At 69.6% G+C, this 15,346-nt stretch carries 17 protein-coding genes; 12 read left to right on the top strand and 5 right to left on the bottom strand.

What is annotated here, in order from left to right:
* Positions 1-202 precede the first annotated feature (202 nt).
* Genes ACFWGZ_RS30945 through ACFWGZ_RS30935 form a run of 3 tightly spaced genes read left to right on the top strand, consistent with a single transcriptional unit; the run spans position 203 to position 1,315 of the window.
* Complete coding sequence (locus tag ACFWGZ_RS30945; RefSeq protein WP_382455122.1) at positions 203-499, top strand: hypothetical protein; 297 nt, start codon at positions 203-205, stop codon at positions 497-499.
* A gap of 18 nt (positions 500-517) precedes the next feature.
* Complete coding sequence (locus tag ACFWGZ_RS30940) at positions 518-805, top strand: hypothetical protein (protein WP_330856443.1); 288 nt, start codon at positions 518-520, stop codon at positions 803-805.
* Positions 806-814: 9 nt separating this feature from the next.
* The gene (locus ACFWGZ_RS30935; protein ID WP_382455121.1) at positions 815-1,315 is read left to right on the top strand and encodes an NUDIX domain-containing protein; all 501 of its coding nucleotides are present in this window, start codon (positions 815-817) and stop codon (positions 1,313-1,315) included.
* Here the strand turns inward: ACFWGZ_RS30935 and ACFWGZ_RS30930 are convergent.
* Both ACFWGZ_RS30930 and ACFWGZ_RS30925 read right to left on the bottom strand, forming a co-directional pair.
* Positions 1,301-1,861, bottom strand: coding sequence for a nitroreductase family protein (locus ACFWGZ_RS30930; RefSeq protein ID WP_382455120.1), 561 nt, complete (start codon positions 1,859-1,861; stop codon positions 1,301-1,303). The genes ACFWGZ_RS30935 and ACFWGZ_RS30930 overlap by 15 nt on opposite strands.
* On the bottom strand, positions 1,861-3,045 hold the full coding sequence (locus ACFWGZ_RS30925) for a hypothetical protein (protein WP_382455119.1): 1,185 nt from the start codon (positions 3,043-3,045) through the stop codon (positions 1,861-1,863). The genes ACFWGZ_RS30930 and ACFWGZ_RS30925 overlap by 1 nt, the downstream gene beginning before the upstream one ends.
* A 143-nt stretch (positions 3,046-3,188) precedes the next feature.
* Between ACFWGZ_RS30925 and ACFWGZ_RS30920 the strand changes: the two genes are divergently transcribed.
* The 5 genes from ACFWGZ_RS30920 (at position 3,189) to ACFWGZ_RS30900 (ending at position 9,390) form a co-directional block, all read left to right on the top strand.
* Positions 3,189-4,454, top strand: coding sequence for an aspartate kinase (locus ACFWGZ_RS30920; protein WP_382455118.1), 1,266 nt, complete (start codon positions 3,189-3,191; stop codon positions 4,452-4,454).
* Positions 4,451-5,515 (top strand): aspartate-semialdehyde dehydrogenase, encoded by a 1,065-nt coding sequence (locus ACFWGZ_RS30915; protein ID WP_382455117.1) that lies wholly within the window; start codon positions 4,451-4,453, stop codon positions 5,513-5,515. Before ACFWGZ_RS30920 ends, ACFWGZ_RS30915 begins: the two co-directional genes overlap by 4 nt.
* A gap of 66 nt (positions 5,516-5,581) precedes the next feature.
* On the top strand, positions 5,582-6,994 hold the full coding sequence (locus tag ACFWGZ_RS30910) for a gluconokinase (RefSeq protein ID WP_382455116.1): 1,413 nt from the start codon (positions 5,582-5,584) through the stop codon (positions 6,992-6,994).
* A gap of 39 nt (positions 6,995-7,033) precedes the next feature.
* On the top strand, positions 7,034-8,218 hold the full coding sequence (locus ACFWGZ_RS30905; protein WP_382455115.1) for an MFS transporter: 1,185 nt from the start codon (positions 7,034-7,036) through the stop codon (positions 8,216-8,218).
* Positions 8,215-9,390 carry an MFS transporter gene (locus tag ACFWGZ_RS30900; protein ID WP_382455114.1) on the top strand — a complete coding sequence of 392 codons (1,176 nt, stop codon included), beginning with the start codon at positions 8,215-8,217 and terminating at the stop codon, positions 9,388-9,390. The genes ACFWGZ_RS30905 and ACFWGZ_RS30900 overlap by 4 nt, the downstream gene beginning before the upstream one ends.
* On the opposite strand, the gene ACFWGZ_RS30895 is transcribed toward ACFWGZ_RS30900, so the two are convergent.
* The gene (locus tag ACFWGZ_RS30895; RefSeq protein WP_382455113.1) at positions 9,366-10,418 is read right to left on the bottom strand and encodes an alpha/beta hydrolase; all 1,053 of its coding nucleotides are present in this window, start codon (positions 10,416-10,418) and stop codon (positions 9,366-9,368) included. The genes ACFWGZ_RS30900 and ACFWGZ_RS30895 overlap by 25 nt on opposite strands.
* Before the next feature lie 65 nt (positions 10,419-10,483).
* Between ACFWGZ_RS30895 and ACFWGZ_RS30890 the strand changes: the two genes are divergently transcribed.
* The 3 genes from ACFWGZ_RS30890 (at position 10,484) to ACFWGZ_RS30880 (ending at position 12,056) form a co-directional block, all read left to right on the top strand.
* Positions 10,484-11,059 carry an NADPH-dependent FMN reductase gene (locus tag ACFWGZ_RS30890; protein ID WP_382455112.1) on the top strand — a complete coding sequence of 192 codons (576 nt, stop codon included), beginning with the start codon at positions 10,484-10,486 and terminating at the stop codon, positions 11,057-11,059.
* Between the two features lie 81 nt (positions 11,060-11,140).
* Positions 11,141-11,563: an organic hydroperoxide resistance protein gene (locus tag ACFWGZ_RS30885; RefSeq protein WP_382455111.1), complete on the top strand. Its 423-nt coding sequence runs from the start codon at positions 11,141-11,143 to the stop codon at positions 11,561-11,563.
* Between the two features lie 16 nt (positions 11,564-11,579).
* Complete coding sequence (locus ACFWGZ_RS30880; RefSeq protein ID WP_382455110.1) at positions 11,580-12,056, top strand: Dps family protein; 477 nt, start codon at positions 11,580-11,582, stop codon at positions 12,054-12,056.
* Positions 12,057-12,110: 54 nt separating this feature from the next.
* Here the strand turns inward: ACFWGZ_RS30880 and ACFWGZ_RS30875 are convergent, their stop codons facing one another.
* On the bottom strand, positions 12,111-13,922 hold the full coding sequence (locus tag ACFWGZ_RS30875) for a prolyl oligopeptidase family serine peptidase (RefSeq protein WP_382455109.1): 1,812 nt from the start codon (positions 13,920-13,922) through the stop codon (positions 12,111-12,113).
* A 204-nt stretch (positions 13,923-14,126) separates the two neighbouring features.
* Here ACFWGZ_RS30875 and ACFWGZ_RS30870 point away from each other — a divergent pair, with 204 nt between their 5' ends.
* A complete protein-coding gene (locus tag ACFWGZ_RS30870) occupies positions 14,127-14,606 on the top strand; it encodes a GAF domain-containing protein (RefSeq protein ID WP_382455108.1) in 480 nt (159 codons plus the stop codon).
* An 18-nt stretch (positions 14,607-14,624) separates the two neighbouring features.
* On the opposite strand, the gene ACFWGZ_RS30865 is transcribed toward ACFWGZ_RS30870, so the two are convergent.
* Positions 14,625-14,783 carry a hypothetical protein gene (locus ACFWGZ_RS30865; protein ID WP_382455107.1) on the bottom strand — a complete coding sequence of 53 codons (159 nt, stop codon included), beginning with the start codon at positions 14,781-14,783 and terminating at the stop codon, positions 14,625-14,627.
* Between the last annotated feature and the right edge of the window lie 563 nt (positions 14,784-15,346).

Raw genomic sequence — 15,346 nt, 5'->3', positions numbered from 1 at the left:
CCCCTCCTCGCGTGCAGCAAGAGCTGAGGTGCGACTCGTGACGGGGCACCCACCGCTGGAGCTTCGCTCTGCAGGGGCTGTGCTCGCCTTCGGCTTCGCTTGAGGGGCGCTCGCTTTGTGGTGGCGTTTGCCTTTGCGATTGAGTTGCGGTGGGTGTCATGTTGCAAGTTTTGTGTCACCCGAACGTGGGAAAAGTTCATACATGTCCAGATTACGTACGACCAGCGGCCGCGGCACGGCTTCCCGCGTGATCAGCGGCATCGGCGTCCTCTTCGCCTTCATCGAGATCCTCTACATCTTGATGGTGGTGCTCGGTGCGAACCCGGCGAACGCCTTCTTCGGGTTCATCAAGTCCCTTGCCGATCCACTGGCCCTCTTCTTCCCCGGTTTGTTCCAGACGGGGAACATGAACCTCGACGTCTTCCTCAACTACGGTCTGGCCGCCGTGTTCTGGCTGGTCGTGACCGGCATCCTCGCGCGAGCGGTGTCTCGCTACTGAGGAGTAGATTCCTAACCCATGCGTACGCGGGTGGTCGGGATCGCCGCTGGGATTGTCAGTTGGGTCGGCCTCGCGCTGGCGGTCGTGCTCGTCGTCCACGTCGTGCTCACCGTCGGCGGGGCCGCTCCTGACAACCCCATCACCAGCAACGTCAAAGCCCTTGCGGAGCCTCTTGCGCTTGCCTTCAGAGACCTGTTCCGTCCCGACGACCCGAAGCTGCGGACGATCGTGAACTTCGGCCTTGCCGCGTTGTTCTGGCTGGCCGTTCGAGCGATCGTCCTTAAGCTCGTTAGGCGTCTGAACTAGGTTCGGGTCATGGCGCGCGACGACTTCTGCAGCAGCTGTGGCACCCGGTACGCCGACACGGCTCGATATCCCCGCGAGTGCGCGAGTTGTGCACATATGGTGTGGGCGAATCCAGCGCCGGTCGTGGTCCTGCTGGTGCCCGTCAAGGACGGCCCGCGGACCGGGCTTCTCACCGTGCGTCGAGCCATTCCGCCGGTGGGGCAGCTCGCCTTCGTCAGCGGGTTCATGGAGCGGGGCGAGTCGTGGCAGGAGAGTGCTGCTCGCGAGCTCGAGGAAGAGGCCGGTGTGCGCATCGCGCCCGGTGAGCTGCGGCCCCTGCACTTCGTGTCGACGCCCGACGGGGGCACGGTGCTGTTGTTCGCCACCGCGCCCGCCGTCAACGCCGAGGACATGCCCCCGTTCGTGCCCAACGAGGAGGCTTCCGAGCGGAGGGTCATCTTCGAGTGCGAGCCGTTGGCGTTCCCGCTGCACAACGAGGTCGCGACGAAGTACTTCTCAACCGAACAGTGACTCGCCCCAGGAGCCGGTGAAGACGGTGTCCGACAAGGGGCGGCGCTGACGTTCGCGCTGCTCGCGGGCTTGGAGGTCCTCGGGGAGGTCCTCCAGTGCGCCGGGGTGGCCCAGTGCCATGGCCACCAGCGGGCGTGCGTCGGCGGGCATCGCGAACGCCCTGTGCGCGGCGTCGGGGTCGAAGCCGCCCATCATGTGCGCGATCAGGCCCAGGTCCACGGCCTGCAGGGCGATGTTCTCCATCGCGAGGCCCAGGCCGAACTCGACGTTCGGGATGTCGCCCCGGTCGTCGGTCGTCACCACGCAGCCGATCAGCAGGACCGAGGCGCGGACCGCCCAGGTCCTGTTGCCGCGGGTCAGGGTCTCGAAGATCGTGTCGAACGTCGGGGTGCCGCGCTTGCCCACCACGAAGCGGGCGGGCTGGCTGTTGCCGTGGGACGGCGCCCAGCGCGCCGCTTCCATCAGGATGCGCAGCTCTTCGTCGGAAACCGTTGCGTCAGCGGAGAAAGCGCGAGGACTCCAGCGCTTCGAGATCAGCTCGTTCATCAGATCGCATACTGCCAAACGGCGAGGGAGTACGCGCCGAACCAGGCGCTGAACAGGGTCGCGAAGCCGAGCACGGTCAGCACCGTGGACGGCCGGCGGCGGGCCAGCACCAGGGCGAGCGGGACCAGCAGGGTGAAGGCCGGGAGCAGCAGGCGGGCCTTCGAGTTCATCAGGCCGTTCGAGCCGAGGTCCATGACCAGCACGCCGATGCCGTAGACGATGAGCGGCCACTCCAGGCGGCGCTGGAAGGCGTAGAACACCAGCACGATCGCGAAGCCCAGCAGCCACACGGTGCCGGTTTCGAGCACCGAGCGCGGGTTGCCGAGGTGGCCCAGGGCGAACTCCCAAGTCGCCGCGCCGCCGTCGAACTTCGAGCCCCAGCCGCGCTGCTGCACGCCGAACCAGCCGGACAGGTCGCCGGTGCGGGACGAGACCCAGGCCAGGTAGCCGAGCAGGCCGAGCGGCGCGACCAGCCCGCCGACCCAGGCCTGCCAGTCGCGGCGGTCGGCGATCACCGCCACCAGCGCGGCGAGGCCGACCGCCGCGATGAGCGCCGCCGCCGTGGGGCGGACCAGGCCCGCCGCCGCGCAGCAGACGCCCGCGAGGATCCAGCGCTTCTTCACCACGCCGACCAGCGCCCACGCGGCGAACGCGCAGAACGTCGCCTCCGAGTACGTCATCGACAGCACGACCGACATCGGCGAGGCGGCGAACAGCGTCACCAGCACCAGCCCGGCGGGGACCGAGCCGTCGCGCACCACGCGGCCCAGCACGAACAGGCCGTACGCGCAGAACAGGCCGCTCACCAGGCTGACGGCGAACGCCGCGCCCACCACGTCCACGCCCGGCAGGCCGTCGACCCACCTGATCAGCGCCGGGTAGCCGGGGAAGAACGCGAGCGGTGTCTCGGCGGTGCGCCGGCCGGCCGCGTCGGTGAGGCGCTGCGGCACGTCGTCGTAGCCGCCCTGGGCGATCCCGAGGAACCACTCGCCGTCCCACGACCTGAGGTTGTCGACGGACGTGTCGGCCTTGCCGGTGGTCTTGTTCTGGAACTCGACGACCAGCTGCAGGACGAACAGGCCGACCTGGCGCACGGCCAGGTAGATGAGCGCGGGCGCCGTCCAGAGGGCGACGGGGTGTCTGAGCGCCTCGGCCATCCGGGAGCGCGCACTGCTCTCAGGCACGGCTGCTGGGGCCTCCACGACATCGGTGCTCGACGACACCCGGACAGAGTAGTCACGCGCGTCACGGCTCCAGAGTCTCACCAGGTGGTCCGGGTAGGCTGCCGACGACGTGGGGTTTTAGTCGCGCGAAGGAGGTCAGGTCGGTGGCGCTCGTCGTCCAGAAGTACGGCGGTTCATCGGTTGGGAGTGCCGAGCGGATCAAACGCGTGGCCGAACGCATCGTCGCGACCAAGAAAGCGGGCAACGACGTCGTCGTCGTGGTCTCCGCCATGGGCGACACGACCGACGAGCTGCTCGACCTCGCCCGCCAGGTCTCGCCGGTGCCGCCCGCCCGCGAGCTCGACATGCTCCTCACCTCCGGTGAGCGGATCTCGATGTCGCTGCTCGCGATGGCGATCAACTCGCTGGGTGCCGAGGCGCGCTCGTACACGGGTTCGCAGGCAGGCGTGATCACGACCTCGGCGCACGGCAAGGCCCGGATCATCGACGTGACTCCCAGCCGGATCCAGGACGCGATGGCCGAGGGGGCCATCGTGATCGTCGCGGGCTTCCAGGGCGTCTCCCAGGACTCCAAGGAGATCACCACGCTCGGCCGCGGCGGCAGCGACACCACCGCGGTGGCGCTCGCGGCGGCGACCAAGGCCGACGTGTGCGAGATCTACACCGACGTGGACGGCGTCTACACCGCCGACCCGCGCATCGTGCCGAACGCGAAGAAGCTCGACACGATCACCTACGAGGAAATGCTCGAGATGGCCGCCTGCGGCGCCAAGGTGCTGATGCTCCGCTGCGTGGAGTACGCCCGGCGCTACAACGTCCCCGTGCACGTCCGTTCGTCGTTCAGCAACAAGACCGGGACCATCGTGTCCGGTTCAGTGGAGGACCTTCCCGTGGAACAGGCGATGATCACCGGCGTCGCGCACGACCGGTCCGAAGCGAAGATCACCGTGACCGCCGTCCCCGACCACCCCGGCATCGCCGCCCGGATCTTCCGGGTCGTGGCGCAGGCCGAGCTCGACATCGACATGGTCGTGCAGAACGTGTCGCAGGCCGCGTCCGGTCGCACCGACATCACGTTCACGCTGGCCAAGGTCGACGGCCCGCGCGCCGTGGCCGCGCTGGAGAAGTCCCGCGGCGAGATCGGCTTCGACCAGGTCCTCTACGACGAGCACGTCGGCAAGGTGTCGCTGATCGGCGCGGGCATGCGCTCGCACCCCGGCGTCACGGCGCTGTTCTGCGAGGCGCTGGCCACGGCCGGCGTCAACATCGACATCATCTCCACCTCGGAGATCCGCATCTCGGTCATCTGCCGCGACACCCAGCTCGACGACGCCGTCCGTGCCCTGCACGACGCGTTCGAGCTCGGTGGCGACGAGGAGGCCGTCGTTTACGCAGGGACTGGACGATGACTGGGCCTGTACTCGCGCTGGTGGGCGCGACCGGTGCCGTGGGCACCGTGATGATCGACATCATGAACACCCGCTCCGACTTCCCGTGGGGCGAGGTGCGGCTGATCGCCTCCGCGCGGTCGGCGGGCAAGAAGATCAACGTGCGCGGGCAGGACCTCACGGTCGTCGCCCTGTCGCCCGAGGCGTTCGACGGCGTCGACATCGCGATGTTCGACGTGCCGGACGAGATCTCGGCGCAGTGGGCGCCGGTCGCCGCCGAGCGCGGCGCGATCGCGATCGACAACTCCGGCGCGTTCCGGATGGACGCGGACGTGCCGCTGGTCGTGCCCGAGGTCAACGCCGACCAGATCGACAACCGCCCGCGCGGCATCATCGCGAACCCGAACTGCACGACGCTGTCGATGATGGCGGCGCTCGGTGCCCTGCACCGGGAGTTCGAGCTCAAGGAGCTGGTCGTCGCGTCCTACCAGGCCGCGTCCGGTGCCGGTCAGTCCGGCATCGACCGCCTGTACGCCGAGATCGCCGCCCTCGCGGGCAAGGAGGCGGGCGTCGTCGCGGGTGACGTGGCGCAGGTGCTCGCCGCCGCCGGTCTGTCGGCCGACGACTCGCCGTTCCCGGCCCCGCTCGTGCTGAACGTGGTGCCGTGGGCCGGTTCGCTCAAGGACGACGGCTGGTCGTCGGAGGAGCTGAAGGTCCGCAACGAGGCCCGCAAGATCCTCGGCATCCCGGACCTGAAGGTCTCCGCGACGTGCGTGCGCGTCCCGGTCGTCACGACCCACTCGCTGTCGGTCCACGCGACCTTCGCGCGCGAGGTCACGGTCGAGGCGGCGCACAAGATCTTCTCCGAGCAGCCGACCATCGTCCTCATCGACGACCCGGCCGCGAAGAAGTTCCCGACGCCCGCCGACGTCGTGGGCGGCGACCCGACGTACGTGGGCCGCGTGCGCCAGGCGCTGGACTTCCCGAACACGCTGGACTTCTTCGTGTGCGGCGACAACCTGCGCAAGGGCGCGGCGCTCAACACCTACGAGGTCGCGGAAGAGCTCGCGAAGCGCCTCTGACCGTCGTGAGGAGAAGGCCCCTGCCGCGACTGCGGCGGGGGCCTTTCCTCTTTTAGGCTGACGGGCATGGCGGAGATCGTTCTCGCGGTGGACCTCGGCACGACGGCGACCAAGGTCGTCGCGGTGGACGCGCAGGCCCGTGTCGTGGCCTCGACCGAACGCGGCTATCCCATGCGCACCAGCGGTCTGGAGGCGACGCACGACCCGAAGCAGGTGCTCGACGCGGCGTTCGACGCGATCCGCGAGCTCGCGTCGGAGGACGTGCGGGCGATCGCGCTGACGGGCGCGATGCACTCGATCATGGGCCTGGACGCGGCGCTGACCCCGGTCACGGACGCGCTGAGCTGGGCCGACAACCGCGCGGTCGAGCAGACGGAACGCTTGCGGGGCACGGAGGAGGGCCGCGCGCTGCACCAGGCGACCGGCGCGCCGATCCACTCGTTCACGCCGCTGATGAAGCTCGCGTGGTTCCACGAGAACGGCGTCACGGCCGCGAAGTGGTGCGAGATCAAGGACTTCGTCCACCTCCACCTCACCGGCCGGCTGCTCAACGAGCACTCGTGCGGCTCCGGCACCGGCCTGATGAACATCCACACGCTGCAGTGGCACGAGCCGTCGCTGGAGTTCGCCGGCGTCACGGCGGACCAGCTGCCGCCGCTCGTCGAACCCACGCACACCACGCCGTTGACGGCCGTGATCCCCGGTCTGCGCCCCGGCATCCCCGTGGTCGTCGGCGGTGGCGACGGCCCGCTCGGCAACCTCGGCGTCGGCGCGGCCACCCCCGGAGCCGGTGCGGTCTCGCTCGGCACGTCGGGCGCTCTCCGCGTGGCGCAACAGGGTCCCGGCGTCGACGAGGAGGGCCGGACGTTCAGCTACGCGATCGGCGAGGGCCTCTGGGTCCGCGGCGGTGCGATCAGCAACGGCGGCGTCGTCGCGCAGTGGGCCGCGGAGACGTTCGGCGTCCCGGTCGGGGATCTCCTGGAGCAGGCGTCGGAGGCCGACTCCGACGGACTCGTCGCGCTGCCGTACCTGCTGGGCGAGCGCGCGCCGTGGTGGGATCCGACGGCCCACGCCGCGTTGCTCGGCCTTCGGCGCGAACACACCCCTCAGCAGATCACCAAGGCGTTGGTCGAGGGGGTGTGCCAGCAACTCGCGCTGGTGCTGGAGGCCGTGCCGAACGTCGAGTCGTTGCGGATCACCGGCGGCGCCTTCCGCGCGCCGATCTGGGCGCAGACGCTCGCGAACACCCTCGGCATGCCGTTGCACCTCACCGAGGACAGCGGCGGCTCCGCGGTGGGTGCGGCACTGCTCGCGTGGCGGGCGCTGGACGTCATCCCGAGCCTGACCGTCGACCTCGTGCGGCCGACGCAGACGATCGTGCCCGACGAGGACGCCGTCACGAGGTACGCGAAGGCCCGGCCGTTCGTCGCCAAGGCCTACCGGGCGCTCGAAGAGCTGTACGCCGAATCACATCGTTAGCAAGTAAAACCTTTTGCCGCGCGGGCGAGGATGAGGGCTGTGGACCTCGCCCCCTTCAAGCACGTCCTGGTGCTGCCCCGAGTACGCCCGCTGGCGTTGCTGATGTTCTTCGCGAGGATGCCTCCCGCGGCGACGGGCGTGATCCTCACCCTGCACGTCGCCGTCACGCTCGACCGGGGTTACGGCGCGGCCGGGCTGGTCGGGGCGGCGGGCACGATCGGCATGGGAATCGGCGCCCCGCTGATGGGCAGGCTCATCGACGAACGCGGTCTGCGGCCGATGCTGACCCTGAGCGTCACGGCGTCCGCGGCGTTCTGGCTGACCGCGCCGCTGATGGGCTACTGGACGTTGCTGGGGACGTCGTTCCTGGTCGGGCTGCTCGGCGTGCCGATGATGTCGATCGGCCGCCTGGCGATCACCGCGCTCGTGCCGGAGGCGCAGCGCCGGGTCGCGCTGTCGGTCGACTCGATCTCGGTCGAGCTGTCGTTCATGGCGGGGCCGGCGCTCGGCGTGCTCGTCGCGACGAAGTTCTCCACGAACGCCGCGTTGCCGTTCATCGGCGCCTCGATCCTCACCGCGGGGGTGCTGCTGTACTGGTGGAACCCGCCGATGGTCCACGCGGACGAGGTCGACGGCGGGCCGAAGCCGAGGATCACCGAGTGGCTGCGCGGGCCGCTGTTCGGCGTGCTGGTCGTGTGCGTCGGTGCGACCGTGTGCCTGGCGGGCATGGAGGTCTCGGCCATCGCGTCGTTGGAGCACATCGGCAAGCAGAGCTGGCTCGGCGCGGTGTTCTTCGCGATGTGCGCGGCGTCGATCGTGGGCGGCCTGGTCTACGGCGGCGTGCAGCGGGTGCCCAACGTGCTGGTGCTGCTGGCGCTCATGGCGGTCCTGGAAATCCCGGTCGGTCTGGGCGACGGGAACGTCCTGCTGCTATGCCTGCTCCTCGTACCGATGAACCTCATGTGCGCGCCGTTGATCGCGGCGTCCGGTGAGCGCATCAGCAGGCTTGCGCCGCCCACGGCTCGTGGCCTCGCTCTCGGTCTGCAGGGCTCGGCGTTCACCGTCGGCAACGCCATCGGCGCGCCCATCGCGGGTGTCGCGATCGACCGCGGCGGCGCACCGGCCGGGTTCGCGATCGTCGGCGTGATCGGACTGGTGGTCGCGGGGATCGCCTGGGGCCTGACGCGCAAACCGGTTGCCACTCGGGTGACGATGGCACCGTGAACCTCGCCCCGTTCCGCAGCGTCCTGGCACTGCCGGGGGTCCGACCCCTGATGGTGCTGATGCTCTTCGCCAGGATCCCGCCGACGGCGGCGGGCGTGACCGTGACGCTGCACGTCGTCACCACGCTCGACAAGGGCTACGCGGCGGCCGGCACCGTCGGGTTCGCGACCATGATCGGTCTGGGACTCGGCTCACCGCTCATGGGCAAGCTGGTCGACAGCAAGGGGCTTCGGTTCGTTCTGGCGCTCAGCCTGCTCGAAGGCCTGTTCTGGGTCACCGCGCCGCTGATGGACTACTATGTCCTGCTCGTGCTGGCGTTCGCCAACGGGCTGGTGGCGGTGCCGATGATGTCGATCGGCCGGCAGGCGCTGACGGCGATCGTGCCCGAACCGCACCGCAGGCCCGCGTTCTCGCTGGACTCGATCTCGGTCGAACTGTCCTTCATGGTCGGTCCCGCGGCGGGCGTGGCGATCGCGACGAAGTTCTCGAGCGGCACGGCCCTCGTCACGATCGGGATCGCGATCCTGGTCGCGAGCGCGGTGCTGTTCGCGGTCGACCCGGTGCTGGTGCACGAGGACGAGGTGGTCGACGGCCCGGCGCCGAGGGTCGGGGAGTGGCTGCGCGGGCCGGTGCTGGCGGCGCTGATCATCCCGTTCGGCGCCACGATGACGTTGTCGGGCATGGAGATCTCCTCGATCGCCTCGCTGGAGCAGGCGGGCAGGCAGAGCTGGCTCAGCCTGGTCTTCGTCGTCATGTGCGCCGCGTCGGCGATCGGCGGCCTCGTCTACGGCAGCCTCACCCGCGTGCCCGGCGGGGTGGTCCTGCTGGCCTGCATGGCGTTGCTGGAGATCCCGGTCGGGCTGGGCGACGGCAGCGTGCTGCTGCTGGCGCTCGCCCTCATCCCGATGAACCTCGTGTGCGCACCGACCATCACGGCCTCGACGGAGCTGATCAGCAGGCACGCGCCTCCCACGGCCCGAGGGCTGGCCCTCGGGCTGCAGGGTTCGGCGTTCACGTTCGGTGTCGCGGTCGGCCAGCCGCTCGCCGGGGTCGCCGTGGACCGCGGCGGACCCCCGCTCGGCTTCGTCGTCGCGGGCCTGGCCGGACTCCTGGTCGCCGGGGTGGGCTGGGTGTTCGCCCGCCGGCGTCAGGCGGTCTCGGTCACGTCCTGAGCGGAGTTGGCCAGCGCGAGGCCGGTCCGCAGCGCCCCGACGGCCTCGGACACGGCCTCGCGGAAGATCCCGCCGATGCCGAGCACGTTCGCGAAGCCGTGGAACAGGCCCTCGTGCCGGCGCAGCACGACCGGCACGCCCTCGGCCGCGAGCCGTTCGGCGAAGGCCTCCCCCTCGTCGCGCAACGGGTCGTAGCCCGCGGTCGCGACGTAGGTCGGCGGCAGTTTCGACAGGTCCTCGGCCAGCATGATCGACAGCCGCGGGTCGTGGCGGTCCCGGCCGCCGGAGCTGTACTGGTCGAGGAACCAGTCCATCTTCTCGTCGGTGAGGAAGAACCCGTTGCCGAAGATCTCGCGCGAGCGGCGGCGCACCGACGCGTCCACGCCGGGGTAGAAGAGCAGCAGGAACGCGATCTCGGTCTCGGCGCCGTGTGCGGTCACCGCGGCCAGGTTGCCGCCGGCGCTGTCGCCGCCGAGCGCGATCCGCTTCGGGTCGATGCCCAGGTCCTCCGCCTTCGCGACGGCGTAGCGCAGCACCTCGGCGGCGTCGTCGGCCGCGGCGGGGAACGGTGCCTCCGGCGCGAGCCGGTAGTCGGCCGCGAGCACCCGCACCCCGGCCTCCTTCGCGAGGAACCGGCACAGGTTGTCGTGGCTGTCGAGGCTTCCGGTGACCCAGCCGCCGCCGTGGTAGAAGATCAACAGCGCCGAGCCGGGCGCGAGGCCGTCCGGCGTGTAGAGCCGACCGGCGAACTCCCCGATGGTGAGCTCGCGCGCACCCACTCCGGTGATCTTCGGCCCCGAGACGAGCTTGGAACTCAACTCCAGGTCCAGCCGGCTCTCGGATGCTGACCTCGTGCGCCAGTCGGTTCCGGACAGCTGCTGGAGCCGGAGCAGGAGCTGCGCCTCGGGGTGCAGGTCCTGGCCGTCCAGGCGGATGGGCGTACCGGCGATGAGACGACGCACGGGGCCGGGTAGACCGAACGCGAAGCGCAGAGCACCGGCCAGCACGGCCGCCTGGAAGTTCGACATGTGGTGCAGGTTACTCGCGAGTAGTGCTGGATCTCCAGGTATCTGGAGGTGGAAGGATCGCAGGCATGACGGTGACGGTGGTGGGCATCGGGGGCTCGATCAGGTCCGACTCGCAGTCCGAGCGGGCCCTGCGGGTGGCCCTGGAGGGCGCCCGTGAGCTCGGTGCGCGGACGATCCAGTACAGCGGCCCCGACCTGGTGCTCCCGTTCTACGACCCGTCGGTGCCCGACCGCACGGACGTCGCGCTGAGGATGGTCGAGGACCTGCGCAGGGCCGACGGCGTGATCGTCGTGTCGCCCGGCTACCACGGCACCGTGTCCGGCCTGGTCAAGAACGCCCTCGACTACATCGAGGACCTCCGCGACGACGACCGCCCGTACCTCGACGGCCGCGCCATCGGCACGATCACCGCCGCGTACGGCTGGCAGGCCGCGGTGAACACGCTCGCGGCCGTCCGCTCGATCGTGCACGCGCTGCGCGGCTGGCCGACGCCGCTGGGTGCCGCGATCAACTCCGCGCAGGTCAAGTTCGACGGCGACGGCGCCTGCTCGGACTCCGACGTGGACCGCAACCTGCGGGTGATCGGCCGCCAGGTCGTCGAGTTCGCGCTGAGTCAGGCCTCCCGCCGCGACGTGAGCTGAGTCACGACCGGGCATTTAAATCGCGCGCGATGCGTTCTTCCCGGGTGAAAGGTCCTACCGACTGACTCGAGGGAGAGCGGCATGGAAGCGCTGTACACGGCTGTGGCGACTGCTTACGGCGAAGGCCGCAACGGCGAGGTGCGTTCCTCCGACGGTGTGATCGACGAGGTGCTGTCGGTCCCGAAGGAGATGGGCGGCCCCGGCGGCGACGCGACCAACCCCGAGCAGCTGTTCGCGGCCGGGTACTCGGCGTGCTTCAACTCCGCCATCGCCGCCGTCGCCCGCGCCGGGAAGATTCAAGTTGCGTCTTCCGAGGTAACCGCCAAGGTGGGGATCGGATCCAACGGCGCCGGCGGCTTCCAGCTCGCCGTCGAGCTCGCGGTGAAGGTCCCCGGACTCGACCAGGCGGTCGCGGAGAAGCTCGTCGAGCAGGCCCACCAGGTCTGCCCGTACTCCAACGCGACCCGCGGCAACATCGAGGTGACCCTCAGCGTCACCGTCTAAGAGAGGCGCGTTCACCATGGCCAAGAACCCGATCACCAGCCCGCTGTCCGACGGTGACCGCGACGCGGTCGGAGCCGTGCTGCAGGCGACGCTGGTCGACCTGGTCGACCTGTCCCTGATCGGGAAGCAGGCGCACTGGAACGTGATCGGCAAGAACTTCCGCAGCGTCCACCTCCAGCTCGACGAACTGGTCGTCCTGGCGCGCAACGCCGCCGACCAGGTCGCGGAGCGCGCGTCCGCTCTCGGCGTCACGCCCAACGGCACGGCGAAGACCATCGCCGAGTCGACCGGCCTGCCCGCGATCGAGACCGGCTGGCTGAAGGAGGACCAGGTCGTCACGTCGATCACGACGACGCTGGGTTCGCTGATCTCGCGGATGCGCTCGCGCATCGACGAGACCGACAAGCCGGACCTCGTGACCCAGGACCTGCTGATCGGCATCACGCAGGAACTGGAGCAGGCGCACTGGATGTGGCAGGCCCAGTCGGCCTGACCTGCTCCGGGACGACAGATGGCCCGCTCCCCGGTGGAGCGGGCCTCGTCGTGTCTAGAGGCCGAGGTGGCGGCGGGCGAAGTCGACCTCGGCCGCGATCTGCACCATCGTCTCGGCGACGACCAGCGAGCCGTGGCCGGCGTCGTAGCGGTACATCTCGTAGGTGTGGCCGCGTTCCGCGAGCGCGTCGAGGTAGTTGTCGATCTGCCGGATCGGGCAGCGCGGGTCGTTCTCGCCCGCCAGGATCAGCACCGGAGCGGTGACCTGGTCGACGTAGGTGAGCGGCGAGCACTCCCGGTAGAGCTCCGGGAGCTCCTCGGGTGACCCGCCGAACAACGCCCGGTCGAACGCCCGCAGCGGTTCCATCTCGTCCTCGTAGGCGGCGAGGTAGTCCGCCACCGGGACGCCCGCGACGCCGACGGCCCAGCGCTGCGGCTGCGTGCCGATGCCGAGCAGGGTCAGGTAGCCGCCCCACGAAGCGCCGTTCAGCACCGACTTCGCCGGGTCGGTGAGCCCGGACTCGACCGCCCAGTCGTGCACGGCGGCGATGTCCTCGAGCTCGGTCAGGCCCGGCCTGCCCTCGATGGCGTCGCGCCACTTCGAGCCGTAGCCGCTGGAACCGCGGTAGTTCACGTGCACCGTGGCGAACCCGGCGTCGAGCCACACCGCGCGGTAGGCCGAGAAGCGGTCCTCGTCGGAGGAGTGCGGGCCGCCGTGGATCAGGAAGACCGTCGGGAACGGACCCTCGCCGTCAGGCCTGGAGACCAGCGCGTGCACCTCGCCGACGAAGACGTCCTCGAGCTTGCGCGACGTCGCGGGCTTCGCGCCCTGCGGTTCGACCAGCACGCTCTCGGTGCCGTCGGTGGCCAGCGCGCGGATCACCGTGGACTTCTCGGCAGAGGACCACGAGTACTCGACCGTGCCGTCCGGCCGCACGCCCGCCGAGCCGATCACGCCGGGCGCGGTGTCCAGGGTGGACAGCTCGCCGCTCGCGAGGTCGTAGCGGTGCACGGTGTTGCGGCCGTGGTGGGTGTGCACGATCAGCAGCGCGTCCGCGTCCGGGTACCAGTCGGCGGCGACCTCGCCCGGCAGGTCGAGCACGACCTCGGTCTCGGTGTCCGCGGCGACGTCCCAGATCAGCAGCTCCTCGCGGCCGCGGCGCTCGTGCAGCACCAGCAGCCGCTGGTCGCCGCGCACCGGGCTGAACGAGATGGCGTCGAGGCCCTTGCCCTTGCCGTCCCACTTCTCGGCCCTGGTCTCACCGGTGGCGGCGTCGAGCACGCGCAACGCCATGTGGCGGTTGTCGCCGTGCTCGGAGTGCGCGATCACGACCAGCGACTCGTCCTTCGCCATCGCGGACACGCCGGCGTCGTTGACGTGCTGGTAGATCACCTCGGACCGGCCGCCGCGCGACAGCCAGACCGTGGTGCCGTCGTCGGTGGACGCGGCCACCGCCGTGACGGTCGGCCCGATCTCGAGACCCGCCGGGTAGCCGGCCGTCACGTCGGGCAGCGCAGGCTCGGCCTTGCTGCCGTCCGAGGTGAACGGCTCGCGCACCCACACGCCGAACTCGTCGCCGTCGTGGTCGTCGAACCACCAGATCTCGGTGCCGTCGGGGTTCAGCGTGCCGTGCGACGTGCCGTTGGGCCGGTCGGTGACCCGGCGGTGCTCGTCGGTCGCCCGGTCCCAGGCGTAGATCTCCCAGACACCGCTCGCGTTGGAGACGTAGAGCGTGCGGTCCGGTGCGTCGTCGGCCCAGCCGGGCAGGCTCATCCGGGGAGCGGTGAACCGCTCACGCCACCGGGCCTCGGCGGCGGGGTCGTCGAAGAGCTGGTCCGGAACGTTGGGAGAGGGGTGCGTCGTCACCCTTCAACACTAGAGTCCGAAGTTCGGCCAGGGGGATTTGCCGGATGACACGAGCATCACGGGTGCCCCGAGCCGAGTGGCCCGGCCGCCTTCCACGCCGCCGTGAAACAAACCCGCGCGGATCGGGTAGATCAATTGATCAGATCGTGTTTCCCCGACGAGGAATACCTGGAAGAAACGCTCTTCGGGAGATAACTTGGATACATGTCCGACACGATGGATCGCCTGACCGGCGCGGCCACGTTGGAGGAAGTGCAGCGGATCGTCCGCACGACCGCCCGCTTCTCGCTGGCCGCTCACGGTGCGACGTTGGTGCTGCTCGACGGCGATCTCTGCTACTACGCCGACGAGGACTCGATGAGCCCGCTGTGGAAGGGCCAGCGCTTCCCGGCCGTCAACTGCATCAGCGGCTGGGCGATGAGGAATCGCCAGACCGTGGCGATCAGGGACATCCGCTTCGATTCGAGGATTCCTCAGGAAGCGTATCGCCCGACATTCGTGAGAAGCCTCGTGATGGCGCCGATCCTGCGGCCGGAACCACTCGGCGCCATCGGCTGCTACTGGGCCGTCCCGCACACCGCGACCCCCGCGGAGACCGCGACCCTCCAGTCCCTGGCCGAGGTGGCCGGCGAGGCGCTGGAACGCTTCCCGGAGGGCCTGCCCTCGCGGGGCTTCGTCAACTGACCCGCCCGCCGCACGTGCCTAGGACCGGCGCAGTTCCTCGTCGAAGATCTGGTCGACCTTGCCCGACGCCCGCGACAGCGAGCGGACCGAGAGCACCACGAGGGCGAGCCCGGCGGTGACGGCGATGGCCACCCAGGCGGACGTGAAGACGTAGACGACGGCGAGCAGTTGCAGCATGACGATGGTCTTGGCCGCGACCACTATCCAAGACCGGTGAGCAGGACTAACGGCGGGTGCGGAGTCCATCACGAGCTTCTCCCAGTTATTCAACGAGTGCCGAACCACTGCCTACGTCGTTTGGATCTAGACAGCTGTTACGTACCGTCAGTTGAAACTTCAACCTTCACTCATACGGGTTAACGCTGCGTAGTCGGGTCACATTGTTTGGCGTAGAACGAACGCCCTACGCCCTGTAAACACGGTGATGTGTGCTTCCGCCCGTGTCGAGACGTATCACACGATCGAGTGGCTTATCGGGAACGTTGATGCCCTTTTTCGTCAGTCGTTCGGGACCTTCGGCCCTGTGGGTCAGCCGGGCCGGATGTCGACTCGTCGGCGAACAAGGCTTGCGACAATTCGCTTCTGAATAGAATCTTTTTCGCTTTTCGTGACCGTGTGATTCGCGTCACCTGTGGGGGACTCCAGCGGCCTGGGGGCGTGTCCGGGACGGTCGGGGTCCTGTCGAAGAGGACCTGTCGGCCGCATTTCTCGCCGTGTGTCCGGAAATGCAGATCGGCCCC

The sequence above is a fragment of the Lentzea sp. NPDC060358 genome, from assembly GCF_042725365.1.
Taxonomy (GTDB): Bacteria; Actinomycetota; Actinomycetes; order Mycobacteriales; family Pseudonocardiaceae; genus Lentzea.
The sequence above is the reverse complement of the archived record's forward strand: the minus strand, read 5'-3'. Positions and strand labels throughout refer to the sequence as shown.